The following is a 25,786-nucleotide window of genomic DNA, read 5'->3' as shown; positions in this document are numbered from 1 at the left end:
GAACCTTAAGAATACGGTTAGCATTAGGTTTACATGGGCATGATCAAAAAAATATCACTATTTCTTCTGGGGCTTGTTCTATCCTCTGCGTACGCTCCCTCTGTCTTAGCCCAAGCTGATTCCACGGCTCAGACATCCGTTACCGTAATCACTGTAAAAGGAGCGATTGGCCCTACAACTACCAACTACATCCGAAGAGGATTGGAGACTGCTCGCGAACGGGGTGATGAAGTACTGATTATCGAACTCGACACTCCCGGTGGACTCCTGAATTCCACACAGGATATCGTACAGGAAATGCTGGCTTCTGAAATGCCCATTGCCGTGTATGTAACTCCATCGGGTGGTAACGCGGGCAGTGCCGGCACCTTTATCACACTGGCAGCGCATGTTGCAGCTATGGCTCCTACAACCACTATTGGTGCCGCCTCGCCGGTTTCCATGGGAGGTCAACCGCAAGACACCGTGATGCAGAAAAAGATTTTTAACTACTCCGAAAGCTTCATCGAAAACATCGCTAAAGAGCGTGACCGGAATACGGAGTGGGCGAAGTCGGCCGTTCGGGACGGAGCTGCCATCACCGAAACCGAAGCGCTTGAGCTTAACGTAATTGATTTTATTTCCCAGGATTTGAACGAGCTTCTTGTGCAAATGGACGGCCTTGTGTTTGAAGGCGATACCCTGCAAACTGCAAAAGCCAGTATTAATAAGGAAGGCGAAACCTTTGCCGAACAATTTTTCAGCTTCATCATGCGGCCTGAAATTATGCTGATTTTAACGATGGTTGCCATTTATGGGATTGTGGGCGAGGTAACCAACCCGGGAGCTATTGTTCCCGGTGTTGCCGGAGTGATTGCCCTGATTTTACTACTTTACGGATCGGCAACCATGCCAATCAACGTGGCCGGCTTTGTGCTAATTGGACTGGCGATTGTGTTATTTTTGATTGAAGCCTTTACCCCCACTTTCGGAATATTGATAACGGGCGGAGCGGTATCTTTTTTCCTCGGCGCCCTGATGCTCTTCCAGGAATTTCCCAAAAACATGCAGCTCGACTGGTACTGGCTGGTACCGGCAACCATTATGACCGCCATCTTTTTTGGCTGGATTGCCACTTCCGGCATCAAAGCCCAATTTACAGGAAACCGAACCGGGCTGGAATCCCTCATCGGGAAAAAGGCAAAAGTTGTTGATGACATCAACGAAGAAGGCGGCCGGATACTGATTTCCGGTGAATACTGGAACGCCGTAACCGAGGGAGAAGAAATTGAATCTAACGAATGGTGCGAGATCGTCCGTTTCGAAGGACTCACCGTAACCGTAAAACCATACACCCCAAATAAGGAGTTTGACCATGGAGTCAACTGAGATTTTTTCAGGCTATATCACATGGCTGATAACCATCGTCGTTTTTATTGTGTTATTGGCCCCGCAAATTTTCAAAATACTGCGCGAATATGAACGGGCGGTCGTTTTCCGGCTCGGTAAATTCCAAAGTGTAAAGGGCCCGGGACTGATCGTACTCATCCCCTTCATCGATAAAGTTGAGCGGGTTGACCTGCGTGTTTTAACCATTAACGTGGACCGGCAGGAAGTGATCACCAAGGACAACGTGACTGTAAATGTGGATGCCATCACTTTTTTCCGGGTGGTTGATGCCGAAGCAGCCGTTATACAGGTTGAGCGCTACATACATGCTACTTCCATGCTGGCACAAACAACACTGCGAAGTATTATCGGGCAGGTTGAACTGGATGAATTGCTGGCAAACCGCGAGAAAATCAACAAACAAATTCAGCAGAATATTGATACTCAAACCGATCCCTGGGGAATAAAAGTAGTTTCTGTTGAGGTTCGCGATGTCGTTCTGCCTGAGAACATGAAGCGCGCTATGGCACGACAGGCTGAAACTGAGCGTGACCGACGAGCGAAAGTCATTAATGCGGAAGGTGAATTCCAGGCTGCTGAACGGCTGGTAGATGCCGCTAAGATGATCGAGACAGCACCCGCGGCCCTTCAGCTCCGTTTCCTTCAAACCATGAATGAAATCAGTGAGGAAAACGCCACCTTTGCCTTCCTCCCGCTGCCAATGGATTTCCTCGAGGCCTTCAAGTCCATGGCCGACCGGGGTAAGTCAGGAAACAACAAAAATGACGAATCATAACCATTAATCGAACCCGATTCACTGGCTATTGCGCCAAACCACAACCTGACTCTGGTTTCTAATAACAACCTGGCTCTGACGCTCCGCGTCGGAGCCTTTTTATTTCTGCATATTTCTTTCACTACAAACTTTAACCATACCATGAAAAACATATTCATAACTTTTCTCCTGACATTCATCATGATTTCATGCATCACTACCAGCGAAGACGTAGTAATTGATGATTTTTCCGAACCCGTCGTTTTAAATCTTGATTTAAGCGGTGATATGCATACAAGTAAAGCAATGCAAGTTAAAGGCTTTGTTGACGATTCAGTCTACATAAAATTGTGTTCTACATGCTATAAAGACTATCTAAAAGGAAAAATAGATACTACATTCAGAATGGATTTCGCTGGCAGAGATTCAACATTATTCTATTTCTACCCTTTTAAAGCTAAATCAGGAAAACTAAAAATTACGTACTCGGCTTTGTAGAAGCTTTTTTATTGCCAAAGCAATTTCGAAAGCCTCTATTTCAGTTAAAAACCTCTTAATCTAACTTTGAAGTTAAATCATATCCTGGCTCTGACGCTCCGCGTCGGAGCCTTTTTTATTTTCCGGAAATATTTGTGCATGTTCTTAGAACTCTTGTTATCCAAACATTCACTTAGATACTAACACATGCGAATCATTTTCACTTGGCTTGTCATTTTATCAATTATCATTTCATGCTCATCTGAGCCAGAAACAGTTAATCACTCAGCGGATAATCAGGAAAAACTGGAGCTCGTAGATGTTAGACTGTATGAGAATGGCGATATGAAAATAAATGGCCGCACCCTCTCTGAAACTGCGTTTTTGGATGTCTTGGAAGTTAATGAGCAAACTAAAGTTAGAATTTCTTCTTCTGATAAAGTCTATACCAGCTTAGTTCATCGTTTAACCAGAGAGTTTGCAAACCGGAATGTTGGAAACGTCCATTTCAATATGATGACTTCGGACGAGTTCCTGGAATATGAAAAAAATGTAGTTATCGACATCCTTGAATCGGGTAAAATCATGGTAGATGGTACGCTTTTACATACTGAAGATTTGAAATATGCTGTCCGAAACGAATCTTCAAAAGATTTTTCCGTAATTCTATCGGTAAGTAATGAAGCCATAATGGGCACAGTATTTGATGTGCAAAAGACACTTAAAAAATCGGGCATAGACAGGATTAACTATTCTTCTTCAAGCTCATAGACCCGATAAAAATTTTGCAACGAGGCTAAGTCCCGGCTCTAATTCCAGCTCACAATTTACAGTAATGAAGACCATTTTAATATTTCTTTTAACAGCATTCATGTCGGTTTCATGCATCATCACATCCGATGATGTGGTCATAGAAGATTTTTCTAAACCTACCATATTAAGTCTTGATCTAAACGGCGAAACTCACATGATGAAAGCAATACAAATAAAAGGTGAAGTAGATGACTCGGTTTATATAAAGATGTGTTCTATATGCTATAGGCATTACTTAAATGGGAAAATAGATACCGTATTCAGAATGGACTCCGGCAGAAGAGATTCTGCATCGTTTTATTTCTATCCCTATAAAGCAACATCAGGGAAACTAAATACAACTCTCTCAGCTTTTTAGTCTGATCCTGACACCAAACCACAAACTGGCTCTGGTTTCTAATAACACTCTGGCTCTGACGCTCCGCATCGGAGCCTTTTTATTTCTGCTTATCTCTTTTCACTACAAGCTTCACATTTCTTAGATTTGGGCACTTATCATAAATCAATAAAGTACGTTATGTTCGCCCAATTGAGATCCGGATTCCTGCTGTTTGCAGCAATGCTATTTATTATTCCTGACCTTTCTGCCTTTCAGAATCAGCCACAGCCCAGGGATGAAGACCTGCTGGCTAACCCAAGGAGAGCTGTTCACACCTTCCTGCATTGGCAGCAAAGCGGTCATAAAAATCCGGATTTTGTTATAAAAACCATGAAGCTTTCAGATGCCGGGGAAGCACAAAAACTGCAACTGGCCAGCGAACTTTTAAAAGTACTGGATGCCCGCGGCCTGCTTATAGACTATGATCAAATTCCTGCAAACGCCAACTATACCGACAGCCTTTCAGGGCTTCAGCAGTATATTTTGTTCTCCTCATTACCCGAAGTGTACCTGGTAAAATCAGACCAAAACCAGTGGGTATTTTCAGAAGCCACCATCAATCGCATACCGGAATTATATGATGATACTTTTTCGGGATATGTAACCCTGATTACCGATAACCTTCCCAACTGGGCACACAACGAGTGGCTGGGCATCGAAATCTGGCAGTATATCGCGGTGTTTATCTGGCTGCTTACCGGTCTTATTCTGATGAAAGTCTTCGGCTTCATCCTCGACAATTACGTTAAACGACTGGCCCAAAAAACAAAGTTCACCTGGGATGACGACCTCATCAACAGTATTGAGAAGCCGGCTGCTTTTATTTTCCTGATGATCTTTTTCCTGCTCACCTATTCCAATCTTCAGTTTTCGGTGAACATCAGTTACTACCTTTCCGCCATTCTGGAAATCGTCGTATCGGTCGGCGTGGTTTGGCTGCTTTATAACCTGGCCGATGTATTTTCGCAATACCTGAGCGTACTCACCTCAAAAACCGAAACCCAGCTCGATGATCAGCTGGTTCCGCTCATCCGTAAAACACTGCGCTTTTTTGTGGTACTGATGGGCGTCATCGCCATCCTTCAAAACAATGGATATAATGTGGCTTCGCTGATAGCCGGATTAGGAATTGGTGGTTTGGCCGTAGCATTAGCCGCCCGGGAAACGCTGGCCAATTTCTTTGGGTCGGTCACCATCCTGCTCGACCGTCCCTTTAAAATGGGCGACTGGATTAAAGTTGGGGATGTGGAAGGAACCGTGGAGGAAGTCGGCTTTCGTTCAACCCGTGTACGCACCTTTTACAACTCGCTGGTGAGCGTACCCAATTCAAATCTCGCCAATACCGACATCGACAATCTTGGCCTGCGCCAATACCGCCGGCTGAAAACCGTCCTGAACCTGACTTACTCCACCACGCCCGAACAAATGGAGGCTTTTGTGGAAGGCATCAAAGCCATTGTTAAGGCCAACAAGCACTTCCGGCAGGATGTGTACGAAGTTCATTTCAACTCCTTTGGAGCGCATTCACTGGACGTATTGGTGTATGTGTTTTTTGATGTCCCCGATTGGAGTACCGAACTGCAGCAGCGTCATAATTTCTTCCTCGAAGTTCTGAAGCTCGCTAAAGAAGTAGGTGTGGAATTCGCCTTCCCAACACAAACGCTGCACATGGACAGTTTTTATAAAGACGAACCCAGAAAAGCAGGTGAAGAACGGTCCGAAGAAGAGCTGGCTTCAGCAGTGTATCAATTTGGCCCGGACGGAGAAAAGAAAAGTGCAGAAGGAACCCGGATTTTTAAAGATGGTGAGGAAATCGATTTTGGAGCTGGTAAATAGAGCCTAAACCTTAGGTTTACCCGACAAGAGATAGTTCACTGCTTTTTTGAGTTTATCTTCGGAGATAGGCTTTCGCAGAAACTTTGAATTAGTAATATTTTCGGCTCTTTTTAAATGAGCGGGATCTGTATTCGCTGTAATAAAAACAATGGGTGCCGATGAAAATTTACGGATCTCAGCAGCAGCTTCTACTCCATCAATTTTTCCATCCAGCATGATATCCATAATCACTACATCCGGCGTATATTTTTTGACAAGCTCCACGGCTTTTTCACCGCTGGTGATTTCCCCCACGGTTTTAAAAACCATTTCTTTGAGATAATTCTCATACAGAAGCGAAAGAATGAGATTATCTTCTACAATAATAGCTTTCTTGGAAATTTCGCCGTTCATAGCCATCCGATTTGTTTCCAAAATGTACTATATCCTTCTCAAAAAGACTACTACCGGCAAAAACCGTTGTTTTTATACCTTCTTACCCACAAGATTTACCATGTCGAATTTTTGACGCATAAAAAAAGCCGGCATTTTGAGCCGGCTTTCAAATACTTGGTATGTGAAAAAGTATGGTTACTCTTTCTCAGCTTTTTCTCTGTTTTCTTTGGAAAATGCTTCGAAAACCATCTTCAGGTCAGCCGCTACTTCATCTTTTGTACGGCCTTCAATTCGGTGACGGGGAATCATAGCTTTAATTTCTCCATCCACGAAATAGGCAAATGCCGGAGAAGACGGTGGATACTCGGAAAAGTAATCGCGGGCATGAGCCGTGGCTTCTTTATCCTGACCGGCAAATACCGTTACCATGTGATCCGGTTTTACTTCCGATTGCTCCAGGGCAATTCCAAGTCCGGGACGGGCATTACCTGCCGCACATCCACAAACAGAATTGATGGCTAATAGCATCGTGCCTTTATATTCATTCATTGCACGATCTACATCTTCAGTCGTCTTTAATTCCTCTACCCCAAATTGGGTGAGTTCTTCTCGCATCCAGGAAGTATCGGGGCCTACGCCAAATCCAAATTGCATAACATTACCTCTTTCTTTTTTTAATTCAGTTAAATATACAAACTCTCTGTATTAATTTTGCAAGCCGGCGTATCGCAAATTCTGATGAATCACATCAACATCAGCTATCTAAAAAAGAAACGACGGTGAGCTGAAGTCGCCCACCGTCGCTCATCAATAGTCAATTGCCGTATTTACTTGGCGGCTTTGTAATTTTCAGCAACCTGATCCCAGTTAATCACATTCCAGAAAGCGGAAACGTAATCGGGACGTCGGTTCTGATAATTCAAATAATATGCGTGCTCCCAAACATCCAGTCCGAGAATAGGAGTAAATCCTTTCATTAGCGGGCTGTCTTGGTTTGCTGTAGAATGCACGTGAAGATCGCCATTGCCGTCAACTGACAACCACGCCCATCCGGATCCGAAACGAGAACCGGCTGCATTTGAAAACTCTTCTTTAAATTTCTCAAAACTGCCATAGGTATCATTGATGGCATCCGCTAAATCACCTTCCGGTTCTCCGCCACCGTTTGGAGAAAGAATAGTCCAGAACAGTTTGTGGTTAGCATATCCGCCACCGTTATTGATTACAGCTTGTTTCTTATCGGCTGGTACTTCATCGATTCTGCGTAATACTTCTTCGATATCAAGATCCGCAAAGTCGTGACCTTCAAGGGCTGCATTTACTTTGTTCGTGTAACCCTGATGGTGTTTGGTGTGATGGATCTCCATAGTACGTGCATCCACATTGGGTTCAAGTGCATCGTAATCGTATGGGAGATCGGGTAGAGAATAAGCCATTTTTACCTCCAAATTAAATTCTGATTTAATGGACGCTTACAACTTGTGCGCCTTTAATTTATCGTTCCCAAACATAAGCAATACCCCGCTAAAATTCGTTCCTGCCTCCATCTAAACAATCTATCTTTTAGATATGTTAACACTATGAGTAAATGTAGCTCTGAAATCCTCTTAAAATTGAAGTATCTTTGGGGTTCACACACTCACTCAGTTTATTTATGAAGTACGATTACGATGTTATTGTTATTGGTAGCGGACCCGCCGGTTTTTCCTGCGCTATGCAGAGCTCTAAGTTCGACAAAAAAGTGTTGGTAATTGAAGCCAACGAAGATTCTTTTGGGGGAACCTGGATCAACTCCGGCACTATCCCGAGCAAAGCCCTCCGCGAAACAGCGCGCATCATCCAGCGCTTCCAAAATCAGTTTAAAGACCTGGCCAAAGAAAAAGCCTACCAGCACCACCAGATGGCCGACCTGCTGATGTACAAAAACCAGATTCTGGAAAGCAAGAACACGAAGGTTAAAACCGATTTTGATAAAAATGAAATTGATACCGTTCGCGGGCACGGCAAGCTGAATAGCGAGCATGAAGTGGAAGTTGAAACCACCGATGGAACCAAAAAAACATATTCGGCCGAGTATATATTAGTTGCAACCGGCAGCAAACCTGTTAAACCAAAGGGCTTTGATCTGGATCATGACAAGGTATTTGACTACACCTCCATCCTTACGCTTTCTCATATTCCCCGTCGTCTGGTTGTAGTAGGGTCTGGAGTTCGGGCGCTCGAATATGCCACTACATTTTCTAACCTGGGAAGCCGGGTTTCGATCCTAAACGAAAAGGACAGTTTTCTCCCCTTTTTAGATAATGAGATTTCTGAACAGCTGCAGCAAATTTTAGAGACGCAGAAAATTGAGGTTTTCTCAAATGCTGAGAGTATCGAAATCAACCCCAACGCCCTTCGTAACACTACCGAGGTTAAATACAACCTCCGAAATGACAATGAAGGCGGCCGTGACAGAGTAATCGAAACTGAACACGTGCTTTATCTTGGTGGTAAAGTTCCCAATACTGACAGTCTCGGGCTTCGGGAAATTGGGGTTAAACTTGATGAAGAAGGGTATGTAGTTGTTAACAACGATAATCAATCTTCAGTGCCTAACATCTATGCCGGCGGTGATGTGAAAGGATTTCCGGCAATGGCCTCTTCTGCCTTTTCAGAAGGCCGGATTGCCTCTTGCCGCATGTTTGGTATCGAAGCGCTGGATGTACCCCCCGAGATTCCTCAAGCCATTTATTCGATCCCGGAAATTGCCAGCATTGGCCTCACCGAAAAAGAAGCAAAAGCAGAAGGACTTGATGTAACGGTTGGAAGAGCTTATTACAAAAACATCACCCAGGGTGATATCAGTAACCAGCAGGATGGATTGTTAAAACTGGTTTTTGAAACCGAGACCCTAAAACTGGTGGGCATTCACATTTTAGGCGAGCGGGCCAGCGACCTGATTCACCTCGGGCAAGCGGTTATGTCGTTAGGCGGAGATATCCGATACTTTATAAATCACGTATTGAACTACCCGACTTACAGTGAAGCGTATCGAATTGCTGCTTTCAACGGAATCAACCGCGTGTACAAAGCCGGGGTGAAGTACAAGAAAATCCTCAAAAGCAAAGATTAGAACATCCAACAAGGAACATCGAATGATGAACATTCAACTGAGTGTTTGATTTTCAGAACGCCGAACTTAAAAGTTTAAAGTTGGGTGTTCCTTATTGGATGTTCTACACGTAGTGTACCGCTTTCCGCATGCCTTTGGAATCGTGTTCAAATTCTTCAGGTAGTGTTTTGATGCCTTCTTCCTCTGAAATTTTAGCGCAGTAGGCGAGTACCATAGCATCCACAATATCGTCTTCCTCCACTTCATTGCGCCGGAAATCTTCCTTGATATCCCGGAAAAAATCTTCGGCAATAGGTTCCCGGTCTTCGATAAGCTTTAACCGATGCTTAATCCCCTTCTTCAGGTTTTTCTTCTGATAAATCATCCCGCCGTTTAACTTTTGAAACAGCAGCTCCGGGTGAGCTTCCAACACCTTATCCACTAACTCTTTATCTGCCCTAAGCAGCTCATCCACCATCTGTATTTTCGGGGTGATGTTCCAGGCCTGCAGGGTCAGCTTTTTTTCGGTGTACTCATGGCTGATCATATTGGCTTCGACATACGAAGGAGCGGTTAATGCGGGTCGTATAGGCGGACTGAACACACTGGATGCATATTCACCACCCAGTTTTTTCCGAAGCAGGGCATCGGCTTCCCGGGTGTAATCTTCATCTTCAAGGCCAATCGGCATATCGATGAAAACCCGATCATAAGTTTCAAAAGCTTCTTTCAGTGCTTCCCGGTCACGAAGTACCTCGTATTTTTCTTCCCCTTCATCAAAAGTGATGAGGATCCAGCCTGCTTTACAGCCATCAATTCCAGCGGTTTTCACGATAGTTGGTCCTTAATATTTTTCTTAATGGAAATATGCAGTTCATCAAGCTGATCTTCGTCCACCACATCCGGTGAATTATCCATCATACTTTGCGCTTTCTGGTTTTTTGGGAACGCGATTACATCACGGAGGCTCTTCGCGCCGGTCAGCAACATCACAATTCGATCTACGCCAAAAGCAATACCGCCGTGTGGTGGTGCTCCGTATTTAAAGGCATCCAGCAGGAAACCGAATTTCTCACGGGCTTCTTTGTCGCCAATTCCCAGCAGCTCAAACATTCTGCTCTGCATTTTTTGGTCATGAATCCTAATCGATCCGCCGCCAATTTCATTCCCATTCAATACTAAATCATAGGCTCGGGCTCGTACTTTAGCCGGATCAGAATCCATCAGCTCCACATCTTCCGCTTTTGGAGAAGTGAACGGATGGTGCATGGCATGGTAACGACGGGTCTCTTCATCCCACTCCAGCAGTGGAAATTCCGTTACCCACAGGAAGTTGTACTTTGATTCATCAATCAGGTTAAACTCTTTGCCCATCATCAGGCGAAGCTGGCCCAGTTGTTTGAGCACATCCGGGTTCGGTCCGGCAAGAATCAACACAAGATCCCCTTGCCTGGCTCCGGCTTCTTCCACCATCTGCTCTACAATTTCATCCGTCAGGAATTTCGCTACACTGCAAAGAGGGCCGTCTTCCTGCATCTTGATATAGATCAGCCCGCCGGCACCGGTTTCCTCTTTCACACGGTCGGTGAGTCGGTCAATGGCTCCTCGACCCATATCTCCTTGTCCCGGCACGGTTATACCAACCACGCCACCGCCGTTTTTCACGGTTCCGGAAAACACTTTGAACTCAGCATCTTTCACAATCTCAGAAAAATCGGCGAACTCCAGGCCAAACCGGGTGTCCGGCTTATCGCTGCCATAGGTGTTCATTGCCTCGTTATAGGTCATTCGCGGAAAGGGTGTATCAATCTCAGCCCCAATAGTTTCTTTGAATACCTTTTTCATCAACTGCTCGTGGTGGCTGTAGATATCCTCCTCATCCACAAAGCTCATCTCCACATCAATCTGGGTAAACTCAGGCTGACGGTCGGCACGCAAGTCCTCATCCCGGAAACACTTCACAATCTGAAAATACCGGTCATAACCGGAAACCATCAGCAGCTGTTTATAGGTCTGCGGGCTCTGAGGCAGCGCAAAAAACTTACCGGGATTTACACGGCTGGGCACCAAATAGTCGCGGGCGCCTTCCGGGGTACTCCGCATCAAAACTGGGGTTTCCACTTCAGCAAAATCACGCTCGTGATAAAAAGAACGCACCGACTGATAGAATTTAGAGCGCAACATCAGCTTTTGCTGTACTTCCGGGCGGCGTAAATCCAGGTACCGGTACTTAAGGCGTGTATCTTCGTTGGTCTTGATGTCATCTTTGATCTCGAACGGGGTGGTCTCGGCCTCCGAATAGATCACCAGCTCAGAAGCTTCAATCTCAATTTCACCGGTTGGCAGTTTCGGGTTGATGTTTCCCTCGCCCCTCGTAATCACTTTCCCTTTAATGCCAATCACATATTCGGATCGGAGCTGCTCCGCTTTTTCATGCAGCTGATCGTCCTCTTCAGTAAAAACAACCTGGGTTACGCCGTAGCGGTCTCTCAAATCAATAAAAATTACACCGCCTAAATCGCGGCGCGGGCCAACCCATCCGTTTAAAATTACTTCGTCGCCAATATTTTTTGCGGTAAGTTCTCCGCAGGTATGTGTTCTTTTAAGGGTCATTCGTTTCGATGAATCGTAAGTGAAAAACTTTTGGTTTATGAGGCGCTGAAAATACACATAATGTAAACGAATCGCTTACTCCAATGTCATATGAACTGATTTTTTTGATTAACACCTTTTCCTCCTTCTTTATGGCAGGACTCATCTGGACGGTTCAATTGGTTCATTACCCTTCTTTTCATTTTGTGGGAACCGATAATTTTTCCGCCTTTCAACACCATCATGTGCACAGCATCGACAAGATTGTGATCCCGGTTATGGTAGCTGAAATCACCTCCTCCTTTGGCCTTGCCTGGATCGATGGATGGTTTTCGCTGAACGCGGTCGGCTTTTATATCGTAGTCCTGATATGGGCAGCCACCGGACTATTTTCCGTTCCGGCCCATTCAGAACTCGAAAAAAGCAAAGATGATAGTGCCATCAAAAAGCTGGTTTCCACCAATTGGGTTCGAACGATACTATGGACAGTGAAATCCGGTATCAACACCTGGATCTTATGGAACTTGATTAAATGAAGGATAAAGTCGGTCATCGCGAGGAGTATCTCATCTAATAACTGACTCCCAATGCTTTTCGACGTGGCGATCTCCTTGAATTATTTGGGATATAGTAAACAGGAGATTGCTTCGTCGTTATACATTCCAAACCGTGTTCTTCATTTTGGGCTTCTCGCAATGAGGTGAGAATAAGTAAGCAGGATAGCAACCTTTCAGCATCCGCAGGTCCTGGAAGCGTTGCGGAGGGCATGCTCAATTAGATAACCGAGCTTTGCAATAATGGATAAATAGGCCAACAAAACCCGCCTAAAAATTTTAATTGGCGAACTTCCCTCATTTTTACCTACATTATCTGTCCTTTCTCCGCGTGGGTCGGAGAAAAAACCATTCTGCCTGGGGAGGTAAAATGTCTAAAATTGATACAATAGTTGCGGACGGCAACGAAATTTTCAGGTATGGACTGAGCTCCATTTTGCGAGATCACGGTGCATTTAATATTTGCAGCGAGATTGACAACGGCGCTCTTGTGCTTACTGCTTTCGAAAGCGTGAAGCCCCAACTGTGTATCCTTTCTTTTTCCATGCCTGAGATGGAAGGCATTATCATCGCCCGGAAGATTATCTCAAAAAACCCCGATGCCAACATCCTGCTGCTTGCCGACGACACCGACCAAAAGACCCTCAACGAATTTTTGGATTCCGGTGCCTTTGGCCTGATCCATAAATCGGCCCACCACATTGAACTGATAGATGCCGCTGAAAAGGTCTCGGAAGGCGAGCGCTTTCTTGGCAAACAATTCTCCCGAATGATGACCGAGGAGTATATCCGCTTGGCCAAGAAAAAGAAACGTCCCGGCGATCCTATTAAATCCATAACCAACCGCGAAAGGGAAATATTGGGACTTCTCACTGAAGGACTCACCAGCACCGAAATTGCCTCTAAGCTTTACATCAGTCCCCGCACCGTTGAAAAGCACCGGACAAATTTACTGAAGAAATTAAAGCTGAAAAATACAGCCGCTTTGGTCCGCTTTGCGATGGAGAATGAACAAGCACTTCTTTAGTAAGCTCTAAATTCCAAGTTCCAAATCCCAATGACGAGCCTTTGGCATGTACTAATACTAAGAGGCTGTTTATAAGCTTCCATCTTGAGCAGGTTTAATGCTAAGGATCTTAAAGTCTGAAATTGGTACCGACTCGATTCTTGGTCATTGGGATTTGGAACTTGAGATTTGAAACTTGGAATTTAAACGTACGTGTTTCCACGTAGAAAAATTACGTAAATCCCTCCATTGACGGGTTTCCCGCTTAAATGTATGTTTATAGTGCAAATGGGGTAATAGCCGTCTGTAGATGATATTAGCTGACGACCATTGATTTGGCGTCAGCTTTTTTTATATCTGAATTTTCCTGAAATGCTGTTATTCTCCTGCCAGTTGCTTCAATTTGGCAGATCGCAGTTCATTATACATATTCTGCTCCTCCACCATTTTTGACAAGGCAAACAGATCATAAAGTGCACCAAGTCCCATCAATCCTCCGGTAAGCAGCCACCCGATGCCGGTTCCGGTTCGGCCCAGGTAAAAGCGGTGGAAACCGAGGATACCGAAAAACCCAACCAGCCAAAACAGGTACGCTTTCCCTTTTGATTTTTTGGGATAAGCAAGCACCTCGGTATTTTCCAGCTTTTTGAGCTTTCTTTTCCCGCCTACTTTAATGATAAAATCTTCGTAGCTGGAAAGCAGCCGCTTGGCAAGCCGTTTTATCTTGGGAGAAGCTTCTTTTTCGATTTCCATCTCCCCGTCGATGATATCATACTCAAACACGAATTCATCAATCAGCTTATCGATGGAGATCTGATCTTTCAGATAGGCTTCTACTTTCCGGGACAGGTTCCGGATAGAATCATGAACAGAAACAGCAAGGTTGCTTGCCTTATATTCCTCTTCCTGCTTAAGCTCCTCCATCAGCTCGCCATACTTTGCCTCGGCTTTCCTCAATGCCTTTTCAGCCAACAGCGCCATTTCGTATTGTTCAGATTTTTTCATCCCGGGAGTTATATAGTTAATAAGAAAGTCTAATATGAAGATTCACAATCTTATTAGAAAATAAAAAAGCCTGACTCGATTACGAATCAGGCTTGATATATTTTTTGTACCGTGGGACGGAATTGAACCGTCGACCTCACGATTATGAGTCGTGCGCTCTAACCATCTGAGCTACCACGGCATCTTTGAATCGCCACGAAATCTCAAAAAACACTAAAATTTACTTTTGTGCTTTAGAGCTTTAGTGGGTCCTTTCAAGAAGGGCATCAAATATACGGCATTCTGAAACAAAGGGTAAAACATTTTTTTGTGGATGTGCTTCATTAATAACAATCTGAAATCGCCAGTCCCTGATAATCTCAGTAACAAGATTAATACTGTTTAACCGGCCTTAGAAAAAGGTGCGTCGAGAAGATGATGTAATGAAGCGTTAAGAAAGAAATCATACCGCTGAGAAATCAGGAAGCAAACAGGGAACGGGAAGGAGCATTGATTTCTTTTAGCGAAATGAAGTCAGCTTTAGCCCCTTTTTCGCCGCCGGGAGTTTTTGGTTCTTTTGTCGGCACAAATGAACAAGCAAATTTGTAAAGGCTCTAACACTTATTCCACTTGAAGCTGGAGCTTTCCGGAGTGCACTAAGAAGCAGGAGCTTCATAACGAGAAATAAGATGAATATTTAAGTTATTAAGGCTGATTAAGCACAAAAAGTTTTCGCCTTCATTGCCTTATTCTCTACGCTACATTTCTTAACTTCACCCTTCAAGTAAAAAATCACATTAAACAGGTTCATGGCACAAAAAATAACTTCACAGGAAAAAGATTATTCACAATGGTATCTGGATGTAGTTCGGGAAGCTAAACTGGCGGAGCACTCTCCCGTGCGTGGAAGCATGGTGATTCGACCGAATGGTATGGCGCTCTGGGAAAACATGCGTGAAGCCCTGGACCAGATGTTTAAGGATACCGGCCATGAAAATGCCTACTTCCCCCTGTTTATCCCAAAGTCATTTTTATCTAAGGAGGCGCAGCACGTTGAGGGCTTTGCCAAGGAATGTGCCGTAGTTACTCACAGCCGACTCAAAAGTGTGGATGGCGGAGTGGAAGTGGATCCTGAATCGAAGCTGGAAGAAGAACTCATTGTACGTCCTACTTCAGAGACCATTATCTGGGACACCTATCGCGGATGGATTCAGTCATACCGCGACCTTCCTATTTTGGTGAATCAGTGGGCAAATGTGGTCCGCTGGGAAATGCGTACCCGTTTGTTCTTGCGAACCATGGAATTTCTCTGGCAGGAAGGTCACACGGCTCACGCCACAAAAGAAGAAGCCGAAGCAGAAACGCGCCAGATGCTGGACGTTTATGAAACTTTTGCTGAAGAATTCATGGCCATGCCGGTCATTAAAGGGGTGAAAACAGCCAGCGAACGATTTGCCGGCGCTGTTGAGACCTATTGTATTGAAGCACTGATGCAGGACGGAAAAGCCCTGCAGGCCGGAACATCACATTTCCTGGGACAGAATTTCGCCAAAGCATTTGATGTAAAATTTCAGGACAAAGACGGCGAGCATAAACTGGTATGGGCCACAAGCTGGGGCGTTTCCACCCGGTTAATCGGCGGGCTGATTATGACTCACTCCGATGATCAGGGACTGGTGCTTCCTCCTAAACTGGCCCCTACTCAGGTTGTAATTGTGCCTATTTACCGAAGCGATGAGCAACGTGAAGCCGTGCTCGAATACGCCGATAGCATCTATGATGAGCTGAAAGAGTTGGGTGTACGCATCAAAGTGGATGACCGGGACAATCAAAACCCCGGTTACAAATTTGCCGAGCATGAAGCGGCCGGTATCCCATTAAGAATAGCCGTTGGCCCCCGTGATCTGGAGAACAATAATGTAGAACTGGCGCGCCGGGATACCAAAGAGAAAAACATTGAATCCCGGGAAGGACTCAGCGAGCGTATCCAAAAGCTCTTGGCTGATATTCAGGATGAATTGTTCACCAAAGCTAAAGAACGACGGGAAGAAATGACTTCACACGTTGATTCTTATGACGAGTTCCGCAAGGTGATTGAAGACAAAGGCGGCTTTGTTTGGGCCCATTGGGATGGAACGGCGGAGACCGAAGAAAAAATTAAAGAAGATACCAAAGCAACCATTCGCCTGATTCCGCTTGAGGATGGGGAAGAAGGAAAATGTATGGTAACCGGGAAGCCTTCTAAGCAGAAGGTGTTGTTTGCTCGGTCGTACTAATTTTTTTAACACGAAGGTCGCTGAGATATCGCAAAGAACGCTAAGAATTTTACTCTGCGATCTTTACAAGCACTCTGCGCCTCTGCGTTTAATTTTATTTTAGCTAACGGAAATGGATTTAGTTCCTCATTCATATTATTTGTGCTCGGCTGAGCAATCCCGGTTTATGGATGAAAAGACCATCTCGGAGTTTGGCATTGATGGTTTTACCCTGATGGAAATTGCCGGAACACGGGCAGCTGATTTTATTCAGTCCCAGCTCCCTTCAGGCTCACATGGGGTTTTCTTTTGCGGAAAAGGGAATAATGCCGGAGATGCGCTGGTCATAGCCCGGCTCCTCTCTCAACAGGGATTTAAAATTACGATTTGTTTTTTATCCGGAACCGGTGACCTGAGCCCTGATACCCTGGAAAACCTTGGGCTGCTCCAAAAGCTTGATGAAGACATCGAGCTGCTGGATTGGGAAGACTTCAACCCGAGCGCATTCGACTTTATCGTTGATGGCATGTTAGGAACGGGACTGAACTCAGACGTCCGCGCCCCTTACTCCGATGCCATATCATGGATCAATACACAGGAAGTCCCGGTTTTTGCTTTGGATGTCCCCACCGGATTGCATGCTGATTCGGGTCTCATTCTTGGAACTGCGGTTCAGGCTGATTTCACGCTGAGCTTCGGTGCCTTAAAAACCGGTTTTTATCTGAACCAGGGCTTTGATACGTCCGGAGAAGTTATTCTGTGTGAACTTTCCTTCCCCAACAAGTTTAAAAAACCTACTGCCGCATTAATTGACAGAAGCTGGGTCGAAGCAGCTTCCCCATCCCCAAAAAGACAGAAGCACAAATATGATGGCGGCGTACTTTATATCATAGCCGGGTCGGAAGGGTTGACCGGAGCCGGAATTCTTGCTGCAAAAAGTGTCTGGTCGGCAGGACTCGGAGCTGTGGTCCTGATCACCCCAAAAGGATTACTCGAAATTTATGAGAAGCAGCTGGTACAGATCATCAAGAAACCGGTAGGAGATCGTGATGATGTGTACTTCAAGGAAGAGCATGTTGAACAAGTGCTGGACATCATCGCCGAAAAGCCCGGAAAAGTTTTAATTGGTCCGGGACTGGGAAGGCAGCAGGAAACCATCCGGTTCACCCAGAGCATACTCCGGAATTTTGAAGGTGATGTACTCATAGATGCCGATGCTTTGTTTGCTCTTTCTAAAATGGAAAATCGAAAACGACCTGAGGGTTCAAATTGGATTTTAACACCTCATCCCGGGGAGTTAAAAACGCTGTTTAATCAGGAAGTAAACGATGATTTTGACCAGCTCAACCTCACTAAAGAAAAAGCAAGAGAAGAAAAAATTACCCTATTGAGTAAGGGAATGCCATCCATTGTTGGAACAGAAACCGGAGATGCGTATTTAACAGGATACGAAACCCGTATCTTTTCCCGAGCCGGATTCGGAGACGTGCTGGCCGGAAAAGTAGGGGCTTATTGGCTGAAATATTCATCATCTGAGCTGGCTTGTTTTTACGGATTATTGGACGGCTTCCAGAAAGCACAACAATATTTTGTGGAGAACTCCGGTTCTTTAGCACCCATTGATATTATCTAAAGAATGACAAAACCGACCAAAATCCTGACCCGATCGGTCAAGCTTTATCTTACGCTCTTGGTTATTTCTACAGGTGCCATCTTGTACGGAACACTTTTTCCGGTAAGCTACGATGTCCCCCAATCACTTTTGGGAATGGATAAATTGGTTCATCTCATCATGTTTGGAGCATGGACCTTCTTTTTTGGCCTGGTTCGCTTTCTGAAAGATAAATTCAAGCTTATCCCTGTTTTTATAGTGGGTACCCTATTCGGATTGATTGTAGAAATACTTCAGTATTTATTGCCTACCGGACGAAGCCCTGAGTTCATGGACTTTATTGCGGACCTATCCGGAACCGGCCTTGCCATTTTGGTTCTTTACATTCTCGCCAAAAAGGTCCCCGAATTTAACACTGACCCCGCATCATAATGTGATTACAAGTGCCTTTACAGATTAGTTAATTGATGTAACTTTTAAACTAATCCATAGAAAAATGCGCTCTTCAAAATCCACTTTCGATCTTCGCAAAAACTACACCCTGCTATGCGAGTTGGGATTAATCGCAGCACTTCTGATTTTCATTGGGGCCATTAAATTTCATTTACCGGTTTCAGGAACCGACGGCTCTGACTTCATTATCAAGGATGAGCCTCCTATCGTACTTTCTCCAATCACAAAACAGGAAAAACCACCTGCTGCGCCACCTTTGGCTCGCATCCCCGCTGCTGTACCAAATGATGAGCCAATTGAAGCCCCCGATATTGAGTTTCCTGAGTTCGGCGATACCGGAGCCGCACTATCCTTACCTCCGGAAGAAGCCGGCGATGAGGAGCCGGAGATTCTTGAGCAGGTCCAGTTTATGCCCAAAATGAAAGGTGGAATCAAAGCCCTGTACAGCGACATCACCTACCCTGAACTCGCAAAAAGAAATGGGATTGAGGGAACTGTTGAAGTCCGCTTTATTGTGAATGAGAAGGGAGAAGTAGAAGACCCTGAAATTATCCGGGGCATCGGTGCCGGTTGTGATGAAGAAGTTCTGGAAGCCATCAAGCTGCAAAACTATACTCCGGGTATTCAAAACGGTAAGCTGGTGAAGGTACGCATGAAGCAACTGGTTCACTTCAGGCTGAAATAGTAGCTATTGGGGTAATAACGAGTGCTTTTTTCGTCAATTTTACTATTTTAAAAGGTGTATTGATTTTACAATAGCATTTTAGAACAGGTGCTTATGCTACGAAAAGTTCCGTCAGCTGATTTAAAGTTGTGTTACCCTCTGGTGATTGAGGGCGGGATCATTATTGCGCTTGTGCTAATGATTGTGGCAACCAAGATTCAGCTTCCGGAACAAGGGGCAAATCAAATCTCTTATGTGAAAAGTGAAGAAACGGCACTCATTCTCCCCCCGTCCGTTTCAGAAACAAGGACCATAATGAAACCACCTCCGGTCCCAACCATACCCGTGAAAATCCCCGATGATGAACCCATCGATCCACCCCCCATAGAAATCAATGAGTTCAATACTACTGACAGGCTTATGGTTCCTCCGTTGCCGGGACAAATTTTTGTAGATGTAAATCATGATCTTCTTAAAGATATTGAGCAACTCCCGGTGATGATTGGTGGTGAGGATGCGTTCAGACAAAGCATTGAATATCCGGTGATGGCTCGTCGTATGGGAATTCAGGGCATTGTGGAAGTGGAATTTGATGTTGATGAACATGGCCGAGTTCACAACCCGGTTATCGTGCGGGGAATTGGCGGCGGGTGTGATAAAGCCGTATTGAAGGCCATTCAAATTCAACGCTACAAACCCGGAAAAAAAGCCGGAAGAATAGCCTCATTCCGAATTAAGGAGACCGTTCAGTTTATACTACTTGATGTCTGATAAAAAGCCTGCACACTAAAAATTTGTTTAAAGAGTTAAATTACTGTTCTGCCACTTGCAGAGTATGTATAAAATCACGTTCTTTTCAACTTATCGTTACAACAGATAAACATTGTATTTGAATTATGAGAAATGAAAGAAAATCACCTAAAGCAGATCTGAAAAGATCTTACACTGTCTATCTGGAGGCAGGTTTGATTATTGCTCTGCTTTTTATGATCACAGCCGTTAAGGTTACGATCGAAACTGAGCCCCCGAAAGCAATTGCTCTTGATGAGCAGGAAGTTGTTGAGATGGAGGAAGTAATCCAGACCAAACAAATTGAAACCCCTCCACCACCACCTCGTCCACCGGTCCCGGTCGAAGTTCCCAATGATGAAATTATTGAGGACGAAATGATTGACCTTGATGCCGAACTTGATATGGACGCCCCGATGGATTTACCTCCTCCTCCCCCTGAAGAAGAGGAAGAAGAGGATTTCTTTGTGGTTGTAGAGCAGATGCCGGAATTGAAAGGCGGTATGGCTAAACTTCAGGGTAGTGTAAAATATCCTGAAATGGCACGTCGCGCCGGTATTGAAGGCCGCGTTACCGTTCAGTTTATTGTGAATGAGCAGGGTAAAGTTGAGAACGCCCAGGTTGTTCGTGGAATTGGCGGTGGATGTGATGAAGAAGCCCTGAAAGCCGTTCAAAAAGCGAGCTTTACTCCGGGTATGCAGCGAGGACGACCTGTACGTGTACAGTATGCCTTGTCTATCAACTTCCGATTGGAAAACTAATTCAAATACATTTGTTGAGTTATTTTAAGGTGTGGCTTTTCGGTCACACCTTTTTTATGCCGTTTACTTTGCTTTCGCCTCCTCCTTATTACGGCCTCGGTATTGCCACAATCCGGATTTGCAATCCAATAAAATCTTTATTAGTTAGTTAACAAAACGATATAAGTCGTTGTTTTGTTGATACTAATGAGTTTAACGGATACTCAAGTTCCGAATTATTTAATTACAGGGAGTAACCATGAGAAACGAGAGAAAGTCACCAAAGGTAAATCTCAGGAAATCCTACACCATCATCCTGGAAGTGGGAACCATATTTGCCCTGCTTTTCATGATCGCTGTGGTAAAGGTTAATATAGAAACTGAGCCACCTAAAGAAATTGCACTGGATGAGCAGGAAGTTGTTGAGATGGAGGAAGTCATTCAAACCAAGCAAGTGGAAACTCCGCCTCCACCACCCCGGCCACCAGTTCCGGTTGAAGTCCCTAACGATGAAATTATTGAGGATGAGATGATTGACATGGACGCCGAGCTGGATATGGATGCGCCCATGGATCTTCCACCACCCCCGCCTGAAGAAGAGGAAGAAGAAGACTTCTTTGTAGTAGTGGAACAGATGCCGGAACTAAAAGGAGGCATGGCCAAACTTCAGGGAAGTGTAAAATATCCCGAAATGGCTCGAAAAGCCGGAATTGAAGGCCGCGTTACCGTTCAGTTTATTGTGAATGAACAGGGTAATGTTGAAAACGCACAAGTGGTGCGCGGAATTGGTGGCGGCTGTGATGAAGAGGCTCTCAAAGCTGTTAAGAAAGCCGAATTTACTCCCGGTATGCAGCGTGGTCGGCCGGTTCGTGTACAGTACGCACTATCTATCAATTTCCGTCTTGAAAATTGATAGCCATACATAATGTAATCACAAAAAATAAGGTGTAGCCAATGGGTTGCACCTTTTTTTATTGACTGAATTTTGCCAGGATTTCCCTGAGGTTATCAAACCCGGCTCTATCAATCGCTTTCTGGAAAGGCACCCATTCCACTTTTTCGATTCCTTCTTTTTCTTCAGGGATAAATTCCTCTTGGCGGGTTAAAATCATGGAATACCACCAGGTAGTTTTACCCACCACCTTTCCTTTTTCCGGGTATTCATGATAGGTAGTGCCGACTTCGCTCACCAAAGCAGGCAAACTACTGCCCACTTCTTCTGATACCTCACGGACGGCACACATTTCCAGCGATTCGCCTTTTTCCAGTTTTCCTTTTGGGAGATCCCAGTACCCGTTTCTGTAAATCATTAATACTTCGGGCATGGTAGAACCATCGGGATATTTGAAAACAATGCCACCGGCTGCTTTTACCGGCTTTGCTTCCGGGTTACTCATCTTCTTTTTCGGGAGCTTCTCCGGATGGAGCGTTGTTCTCTTTTTTCTTTTCTTCTGCGTAATTCAGGCGCAGATTTGTGAGGGCCTGATCCAGGTAATTCGCGGATTCCTTAGAAAGATTTCCTTCCGTGAATTTCTTCAGCATGCCCAGGGTATCAATTGCGTACTTGGCGGACGACAAGTCTTTCTCTGTTTGACCTGTCTCAGGGTGTTGAATCTTACCAAGCCCCATCATTGCAATTTGCTGATGTTGCTGAACCAGCATCATAAACAGTAGTTGTTCCTGCTGTTCTTCATTCAGTTTGTTACCGTTCTCGCTCATATTCCTTTTCTTTTATTATTCGTTGATTGCTTCCCTAAATTAAAGGGCTTTCCGGTTAAATAAAGTTCAATTTTCTGTACATTAAGCGCTCCTAAGGATAACCAAAATCAAAAACTTTTTTATGGCCGTTATTAAGCCTTTTAAGGCATGGAGACCCCACCCGGAGTTCGCAGAAGAAGTAGCCTGTGTTCCTTATGATGTAATCAATACCAGCGAAGCAAAACAGCTTGCCAAAGGAAAACCGAATAGTTTCTTAAATGTCATTCGGCCTGAAATTGACCTTCCGGCCAAAACCTCGGTTTATGATGCCAAGGTATATGAGAAAGGCCGGGAAAACCTTCATTCCCTGCTACAATCTGATGCTTTTATTCAGGAAGATAAGCACGCCATCTATATTTACCGGCTGATTATGAACGGCCGTTCTCAAACCGGAATATTTGGGTGTGTGAGCGTTGACGATTACAACAATGACGTAATCCTGAAGCATGAACTCACCCGACCTGACAAAGAAGACGACCGCACCAAACACATCCTTACCCAGCAAGCCCATGCTGAACCCGTCATGCTCACATTCCGTGATAGTGGCTCTGTCACCCATTTTATGGATAATCATATGGATCAGAATGATCCTGTTTATGACCTGACAACTGAAGACGGCATTCAACATACCATTTGGAAAGTTGAGGCTTCAGATACCCCGGTTTCAGAGTTTCAAAAGATTGCCAGGTTATATGTGGCAGACGGCCATCACCGCTGTGCAAGTGCCGCGAGAGCAGCCAAAGAGCAAGCTTCACAAAATCCCGAACATGAGGGGACTGAGGAATATAATTTTTTCCCTGCGGTGCTTTTTCCGATGGATCAAATGGAAATACTGGCCTATAACCGCATTGTGTTTTCCATTCCTGATAACTTCCTGAAACAGCTGGAGGAGAAATTCACGGTTCAGAAAAAAGCTAAACCGGTTCCTGCTAAAAAAGGAATGGTTTCTTTCTATGTAAATGACAACTGGTATGGCATTACCCTTAAGCCTTCCGAGAAAACCGACCCTGCTTCCAACCTTGACATCTCATTACTGCAGAACCAGGTTCTTACTCCTATTCTTAATGTTAAAGATCAGCGAACCGATCCCAACATAGATTTCGTTGGCGGCATCAGAGGCACCAATGAGCTGGAAAATTTAGTGGATAACGGAGAGGCTTCGCTTGGCATCAGCCTGTACCCAACCAGCATTGAAGAACTGCTGGATGTTTCTGATGCGGGACAGCTTATGCCACCAAAGTCCACCTGGTTTGAGCCTAAGCTCCGTTCAGGGTTATTGGTTCATACTTTTTAGATCTAACAAATTCACTTATTACGCAAAGCCGATATGAAACGCGTTCACAATTTTAGTGCAGGTCCTGCCGCCCTCCCTCTGGAGGTTTTAGAGATTGTACAGGATGAGCTTCTTGATTACCACGGAACCGGGACTTCAATCATGGAGAAAAGTCATCGGGGAAAAGAGTACACCAAAGTAGATGCCGAAGCCAAAGAACGGCTAACCCGGATTTTAGGGCTCGGGGATGATTTTCATATCATGTTTTTGCAGGGAGGGGCAACCGCCCAGTTTATGCAAGTACCCTTCAACTTTTTGGAAGAAGGGCAGACAGCCGATTATATCAACACCGGCGTTTGGTCGCAGAAAGCCATTAAAGAAGCCCGGCTCTTTGGCAATGTACACATTCCGTTCAGCAGTGAAGACGAGGATTTTATCCGCGTTCCTGCTAATGACGAGTTAGAGCTGTCCGGTAATCCAAGGTACGTTCACTTTACTTCAAACAATACCATTTACGGAACTCAGTTCAGGAGCGAGCCGGATTCAAATGGAGCTCCGTTGGTATGTGATGCTTCATCCGATTTCATTTCCCGCCCTATTGACACAGACCGCTATGGACTGATTTATGCGGGAGCTCAAAAGAATTTGGGACCTTCCGGTGTGACAGTGGTAATTGTGAAGAAAGATTTCCTGCAAACTAACACCAAACAGAATATTCCCACTTTCCTGAATTATCATTCACACAGCAAACGCATTTTTAATACGCCACCGAGCTTTGCTGTTTACATGGTAAATCTGGTGTTGCAGTGGGTGGAAGACAAAGGAGGTATTCCCTACTTCCAAAAACTCAACAACCAAAAAGCAGAACTGCTGTACACCACCATTGATCAGGACGATTTTTACACCGGAACAGCTGATGTTGATTCCCGTTCTAAAATGAATGTGACCTTTCGGCTACCAACCGAAGAACTGGAACAACGTTTTATTTCTGAAGCGGAAGAACATGGTTTGGTCGCTTTAAAAGGGCACCGAAGCGTAAGCGGTATTCGTGCCAGTATCTACAATGCCTGTTCCATGGAGTCGGTGAAAGTACTGACTGATTTCATGAAAGAGTTCCGCTCAAAAAGAGGATAGAAATCAGAGCAGGCCAAACACACTGAGGAAATGGTCAACGGTATTTGGCACAAAGATGATCAGGTACACGAATCCCCATACTGCACCGGCTATGTGGGCTTCATGATTTATCCTTCCTTCTCTTTTACTTGCAAAAACGCTGTAAACCAGGAACAGGGCTCCAAAAATGATGGCCGGAATCCCGAATGGAATAAACATGATGTAGATCGGGTCGAGCGGAAAAAGCAGGATGAACCCAAATAACACGCTTTCTACGGCCCCGGACGCCCCTACCGTAGCAAACTCAGGATTATCTTTATGCTGAAACAATGAGGGCAAACTGGAAATAACCAGTGCTGAAAGGTACAAAGCAATAAAATGCTCTCTTCCTATAGATCGCTCCAAAACCAATCCGAAGAAGAACAGTACGAACATATTCAGGAACAGATGCCCGATTCCTGCGTGTATAAAACCGGAGCTGATTAACTCGTACCAGGTGTTTTCCCGGATAACCCGATACGGCATCATCATACCTTTTTCAAAAACCTGGGGAAGTGCATAAAGGGCAACTAATGAAACGACCACATTGGCTGCGATCAGAATAAGGGTAACCGACATCTATTTTTTCTTTTCAAGGTAAGAGGAAAACAATACTGTTGCAGAAGATTTGAAAAGAATCGTAATATTCAACCTCTCGATATGCCGAAGTTCCTCAGCTGGCAGAGTCCCGATTAAAGCTAAAATTGAGTTTAAAGGCCGGTGTAGCTCAGGGGTAGAGCAATTCTCTCGTAAAGAATAGGTCGCTGGTTCAAATCCAGTCACCGGCTCAATAAAAAACCCTTCACACATTTCTGTATGAAGGGTTTTTGTTTGAAG

Annotated in this window: 25 protein-coding genes and 2 tRNA genes; 17 read left to right on the top strand and 10 right to left on the bottom strand. The window is 44.8% G+C overall.

Annotation, left to right across the window (positions count from 1 at the left end; all coding sequences use genetic code 11):
* Positions 1–39: 39 nt before the first annotated feature.
* The 4 genes from NM125_RS09340 to NM125_RS09325 all read left to right on the top strand — a co-directional run bounded on the left by NM125_RS09340 (position 40) and on the right by NM125_RS09325 (position 5,648).
* Positions 40–1,368, top strand: coding sequence for an NfeD family protein (locus tag NM125_RS09340; RefSeq protein WP_255134633.1), 1,329 nt, complete (start codon positions 40–42; stop codon positions 1,366–1,368).
* On the top strand, positions 1,355–2,164 hold the full coding sequence (locus NM125_RS09335) for a slipin family protein (RefSeq protein ID WP_255134632.1): 810 nt from the start codon (positions 1,355–1,357) through the stop codon (positions 2,162–2,164). Before NM125_RS09340 ends, NM125_RS09335 begins: the two co-directional genes overlap by 14 nt.
* A 663-nt stretch (positions 2,165–2,827) precedes the next feature.
* Positions 2,828–3,391 carry an ExbD/TolR family protein gene (locus tag NM125_RS09330; protein WP_255134631.1) on the top strand — a complete coding sequence of 188 codons (564 nt, stop codon included), beginning with the start codon at positions 2,828–2,830 and terminating at the stop codon, positions 3,389–3,391.
* Between the two features lie 601 nt (positions 3,392–3,992).
* Positions 3,993–5,648: a mechanosensitive ion channel family protein gene (locus NM125_RS09325; RefSeq protein WP_255134630.1), complete on the top strand. Its 1,656-nt coding sequence runs from the start codon at positions 3,993–3,995 to the stop codon at positions 5,646–5,648.
* 3 nt (positions 5,649–5,651) lie between these two features.
* On the opposite strand, the gene NM125_RS09320 is transcribed toward NM125_RS09325, so the two are convergent.
* The 3 genes from NM125_RS09320 to NM125_RS09310 all read right to left on the bottom strand — a co-directional run bounded on the left by NM125_RS09320 (position 5,652) and on the right by NM125_RS09310 (position 7,459).
* A complete protein-coding gene (locus NM125_RS09320) occupies positions 5,652–6,041 on the bottom strand; it encodes a response regulator (RefSeq protein ID WP_255134629.1) in 390 nt (129 codons plus the stop codon).
* Between the two features lie 177 nt (positions 6,042–6,218).
* Entirely contained in the window at positions 6,219–6,677 is a 459-nt protein-coding gene (locus NM125_RS09315; protein WP_255134628.1) for a BrxA/BrxB family bacilliredoxin, read from the bottom strand.
* A gap of 173 nt (positions 6,678–6,850) precedes the next feature.
* Positions 6,851–7,459, bottom strand: coding sequence for a superoxide dismutase (locus NM125_RS09310; RefSeq protein WP_255134627.1), 609 nt, complete (start codon positions 7,457–7,459; stop codon positions 6,851–6,853).
* Between the two features lie 218 nt (positions 7,460–7,677).
* Between NM125_RS09310 and sthA the strand changes: the two genes are divergently transcribed.
* Positions 7,678–9,138, top strand: coding sequence for a Si-specific NAD(P)(+) transhydrogenase (sthA, locus tag NM125_RS09305; RefSeq protein ID WP_255134626.1), 1,461 nt, complete (start codon positions 7,678–7,680; stop codon positions 9,136–9,138).
* A 103-nt stretch (positions 9,139–9,241) separates the two neighbouring features.
* Here the strand turns inward: sthA and NM125_RS09300 are convergent, their stop codons facing one another.
* Both NM125_RS09300 and aspS read right to left on the bottom strand, forming a co-directional pair.
* A complete protein-coding gene (locus tag NM125_RS09300; RefSeq protein ID WP_255134625.1) occupies positions 9,242–9,949 on the bottom strand; it encodes a DUF429 domain-containing protein in 708 nt (235 codons plus the stop codon).
* A complete protein-coding gene (gene aspS / locus NM125_RS09295; protein ID WP_255134624.1) occupies positions 9,946–11,730 on the bottom strand; it encodes an aspartate--tRNA ligase in 1,785 nt (594 codons plus the stop codon). The genes NM125_RS09300 and aspS overlap by 4 nt, the downstream gene beginning before the upstream one ends.
* An 83-nt stretch (positions 11,731–11,813) precedes the next feature.
* Here aspS and NM125_RS09290 point away from each other — a divergent pair, with 83 nt between their 5' ends.
* Both NM125_RS09290 and NM125_RS09285 read left to right on the top strand, forming a co-directional pair.
* Positions 11,814–12,245: a hypothetical protein gene (locus NM125_RS09290; RefSeq protein ID WP_255134623.1), complete on the top strand. Its 432-nt coding sequence runs from the start codon at positions 11,814–11,816 to the stop codon at positions 12,243–12,245.
* Positions 12,246–12,633: 388 nt separating this feature from the next.
* A complete protein-coding gene (locus tag NM125_RS09285; protein ID WP_255134622.1) occupies positions 12,634–13,290 on the top strand; it encodes a LuxR C-terminal-related transcriptional regulator in 657 nt (218 codons plus the stop codon).
* Positions 13,291–13,647: 357 nt separating this feature from the next.
* Here NM125_RS09285 and NM125_RS09280 read toward each other — a convergent pair whose 3' ends face one another.
* Both NM125_RS09280 and NM125_RS09275 read right to left on the bottom strand, forming a co-directional pair.
* Entirely contained in the window at positions 13,648–14,274 is a 627-nt protein-coding gene (locus NM125_RS09280; protein WP_255134621.1) for a TM2 domain-containing protein, read from the bottom strand.
* Between the two features lie 107 nt (positions 14,275–14,381).
* Positions 14,382–14,455 (bottom strand) — tRNA-Met (locus NM125_RS09275).
* Between the two features lie 607 nt (positions 14,456–15,062).
* Here NM125_RS09275 and proS point away from each other — a divergent pair.
* From proS to NM125_RS09240, 7 genes are all read left to right on the top strand, one after another.
* Positions 15,063–16,529 carry a proline--tRNA ligase gene (proS, locus tag NM125_RS09270; RefSeq protein ID WP_255134620.1) on the top strand — a complete coding sequence of 489 codons (1,467 nt, stop codon included), beginning with the start codon at positions 15,063–15,065 and terminating at the stop codon, positions 16,527–16,529.
* 112 nt (positions 16,530–16,641) lie between these two features.
* Complete coding sequence (locus NM125_RS09265; RefSeq protein ID WP_255134619.1) at positions 16,642–18,141, top strand: NAD(P)H-hydrate epimerase; 1,500 nt, start codon at positions 16,642–16,644, stop codon at positions 18,139–18,141.
* 3 nt (positions 18,142–18,144) lie between these two features.
* Complete coding sequence (locus tag NM125_RS09260) at positions 18,145–18,552, top strand: VanZ family protein (RefSeq protein WP_255134618.1); 408 nt, start codon at positions 18,145–18,147, stop codon at positions 18,550–18,552.
* Between the two features lie 64 nt (positions 18,553–18,616).
* On the top strand, positions 18,617–19,258 hold the full coding sequence (locus NM125_RS09255) for an energy transducer TonB (protein WP_255134617.1): 642 nt from the start codon (positions 18,617–18,619) through the stop codon (positions 19,256–19,258).
* Positions 19,259–19,351: 93 nt separating this feature from the next.
* Positions 19,352–20,008 carry an energy transducer TonB gene (locus NM125_RS09250; protein WP_255134616.1) on the top strand — a complete coding sequence of 219 codons (657 nt, stop codon included), beginning with the start codon at positions 19,352–19,354 and terminating at the stop codon, positions 20,006–20,008.
* Positions 20,009–20,133: 125 nt separating this feature from the next.
* Positions 20,134–20,787, top strand: a complete 654-nt coding sequence (locus NM125_RS09245; protein ID WP_255134615.1) for an energy transducer TonB — start codon at positions 20,134–20,136, stop codon at positions 20,785–20,787.
* Positions 20,788–21,025: 238 nt separating this feature from the next.
* Positions 21,026–21,679 (top strand): energy transducer TonB, encoded by a 654-nt coding sequence (locus tag NM125_RS09240; RefSeq protein WP_255134614.1) that lies wholly within the window; start codon positions 21,026–21,028, stop codon positions 21,677–21,679.
* Between the two features lie 58 nt (positions 21,680–21,737).
* On the opposite strand, the gene NM125_RS09235 is transcribed toward NM125_RS09240, so the two are convergent.
* Complete coding sequence (locus NM125_RS09235; protein ID WP_255134613.1) at positions 21,738–22,163, bottom strand: NUDIX hydrolase; 426 nt, start codon at positions 22,161–22,163, stop codon at positions 21,738–21,740.
* Positions 22,156–22,485 (bottom strand): DUF1844 domain-containing protein, encoded by a 330-nt coding sequence (locus NM125_RS09230; RefSeq protein ID WP_255134612.1) that lies wholly within the window; start codon positions 22,483–22,485, stop codon positions 22,156–22,158. Before NM125_RS09230 ends, NM125_RS09235 begins: the two co-directional genes overlap by 8 nt.
* 121 nt (positions 22,486–22,606) lie before the next feature.
* Between NM125_RS09230 and NM125_RS09225 the strand changes: the two genes are divergently transcribed.
* Entirely contained in the window at positions 22,607–23,818 is a 1,212-nt protein-coding gene (locus NM125_RS09225; RefSeq protein WP_255134611.1) for a DUF1015 domain-containing protein, read from the top strand.
* Between the two features lie 33 nt (positions 23,819–23,851).
* Complete coding sequence (serC, locus tag NM125_RS09220; protein ID WP_255134610.1) at positions 23,852–24,931, top strand: 3-phosphoserine/phosphohydroxythreonine transaminase; 1,080 nt, start codon at positions 23,852–23,854, stop codon at positions 24,929–24,931.
* 3 nt (positions 24,932–24,934) lie between these two features.
* Here the strand turns inward: serC and NM125_RS09215 are convergent, their stop codons facing one another.
* Positions 24,935–25,528: a rhomboid family intramembrane serine protease gene (locus NM125_RS09215; protein ID WP_255134609.1), complete on the bottom strand. Its 594-nt coding sequence runs from the start codon at positions 25,526–25,528 to the stop codon at positions 24,935–24,937.
* A 137-nt stretch (positions 25,529–25,665) separates the two neighbouring features.
* Between NM125_RS09215 and NM125_RS09210 the strand changes: the two genes are divergently transcribed.
* A tRNA-Thr gene (locus NM125_RS09210) sits at positions 25,666–25,737 on the top strand.
* Positions 25,738–25,786 lie beyond the last annotated feature (49 nt).

The organism is Gracilimonas sediminicola (assembly GCF_024320785.1).
Taxonomy (GTDB): domain Bacteria; phylum Bacteroidota; class Rhodothermia; order Balneolales; family Balneolaceae; genus Gracilimonas; species Gracilimonas sediminicola.
The sequence above is the reverse complement of the archived record's forward strand: the minus strand, read 5'-3'. Positions and strand labels throughout refer to the sequence as shown.

Excerpts from the sequence above, each read along its gene's own strand:
- NM125_RS09280 (WP_255134621.1), bottom strand. The coding sequence starts at position 14,274 with ATGAAAAAATCTGAACAATACGAAATGGCGCTGTTGGCTGAAAAGGCA.
- NM125_RS09310 (WP_255134627.1), bottom strand. The coding sequence starts at position 7,459 with ATGGCTTATTCTCTACCCGATCTCCCATACGATTACGATGCACTTGAA.
- NM125_RS09335 (WP_255134632.1), top strand. The coding sequence starts at position 1,355 with ATGGAGTCAACTGAGATTTTTTCAGGCTATATCACATGGCTGATAACC.
- NM125_RS09290 (WP_255134623.1), top strand. The coding sequence starts at position 11,814 with ATGTCATATGAACTGATTTTTTTGATTAACACCTTTTCCTCCTTCTTT.
- NM125_RS09320 (WP_255134629.1), bottom strand. The coding sequence starts at position 6,041 with ATGAACGGCGAAATTTCCAAGAAAGCTATTATTGTAGAAGATAATCTC.
- NM125_RS09330 (WP_255134631.1), top strand. The coding sequence starts at position 2,828 with ATGCGAATCATTTTCACTTGGCTTGTCATTTTATCAATTATCATTTCA.
- serC (WP_255134610.1), top strand. The coding sequence starts at position 23,852 with ATGAAACGCGTTCACAATTTTAGTGCAGGTCCTGCCGCCCTCCCTCTG.
- NM125_RS09235 (WP_255134613.1), bottom strand. The coding sequence starts at position 22,163 with ATGAGTAACCCGGAAGCAAAGCCGGTAAAAGCAGCCGGTGGCATTGTT.
- NM125_RS09340 (WP_255134633.1), top strand. The coding sequence starts at position 40 with ATGATCAAAAAAATATCACTATTTCTTCTGGGGCTTGTTCTATCCTCT.
- aspS (WP_255134624.1), bottom strand. The coding sequence starts at position 11,730 with ATGACCCTTAAAAGAACACATACCTGCGGAGAACTTACCGCAAAAAAT.
- NM125_RS09245 (WP_255134615.1), top strand. The coding sequence starts at position 20,134 with ATGAGAAATGAAAGAAAATCACCTAAAGCAGATCTGAAAAGATCTTAC.
- NM125_RS09240 (WP_255134614.1), top strand. The coding sequence starts at position 21,026 with ATGAGAAACGAGAGAAAGTCACCAAAGGTAAATCTCAGGAAATCCTAC.
- NM125_RS09225 (WP_255134611.1), top strand. The coding sequence starts at position 22,607 with ATGGCCGTTATTAAGCCTTTTAAGGCATGGAGACCCCACCCGGAGTTC.
- NM125_RS09265 (WP_255134619.1), top strand. The coding sequence starts at position 16,642 with ATGGATTTAGTTCCTCATTCATATTATTTGTGCTCGGCTGAGCAATCC.
- NM125_RS09230 (WP_255134612.1), bottom strand. The coding sequence starts at position 22,485 with ATGAGCGAGAACGGTAACAAACTGAATGAAGAACAGCAGGAACAACTA.
- sthA (WP_255134626.1), top strand. The coding sequence starts at position 7,678 with ATGAAGTACGATTACGATGTTATTGTTATTGGTAGCGGACCCGCCGGT.
- NM125_RS09285 (WP_255134622.1), top strand. The coding sequence starts at position 12,634 with ATGTCTAAAATTGATACAATAGTTGCGGACGGCAACGAAATTTTCAGG.
- NM125_RS09215 (WP_255134609.1), bottom strand. The coding sequence starts at position 25,528 with ATGTCGGTTACCCTTATTCTGATCGCAGCCAATGTGGTCGTTTCATTA.
- NM125_RS09325 (WP_255134630.1), top strand. The coding sequence starts at position 3,993 with ATGCTATTTATTATTCCTGACCTTTCTGCCTTTCAGAATCAGCCACAG.
- proS (WP_255134620.1), top strand. The coding sequence starts at position 15,063 with ATGGCACAAAAAATAACTTCACAGGAAAAAGATTATTCACAATGGTAT.
- NM125_RS09315 (WP_255134628.1), bottom strand. The coding sequence starts at position 6,677 with ATGCAATTTGGATTTGGCGTAGGCCCCGATACTTCCTGGATGCGAGAA.
- NM125_RS09250 (WP_255134616.1), top strand. The coding sequence starts at position 19,352 with ATGCTACGAAAAGTTCCGTCAGCTGATTTAAAGTTGTGTTACCCTCTG.
- NM125_RS09255 (WP_255134617.1), top strand. The coding sequence starts at position 18,617 with ATGCGCTCTTCAAAATCCACTTTCGATCTTCGCAAAAACTACACCCTG.
- NM125_RS09260 (WP_255134618.1), top strand. The coding sequence starts at position 18,145 with ATGACAAAACCGACCAAAATCCTGACCCGATCGGTCAAGCTTTATCTT.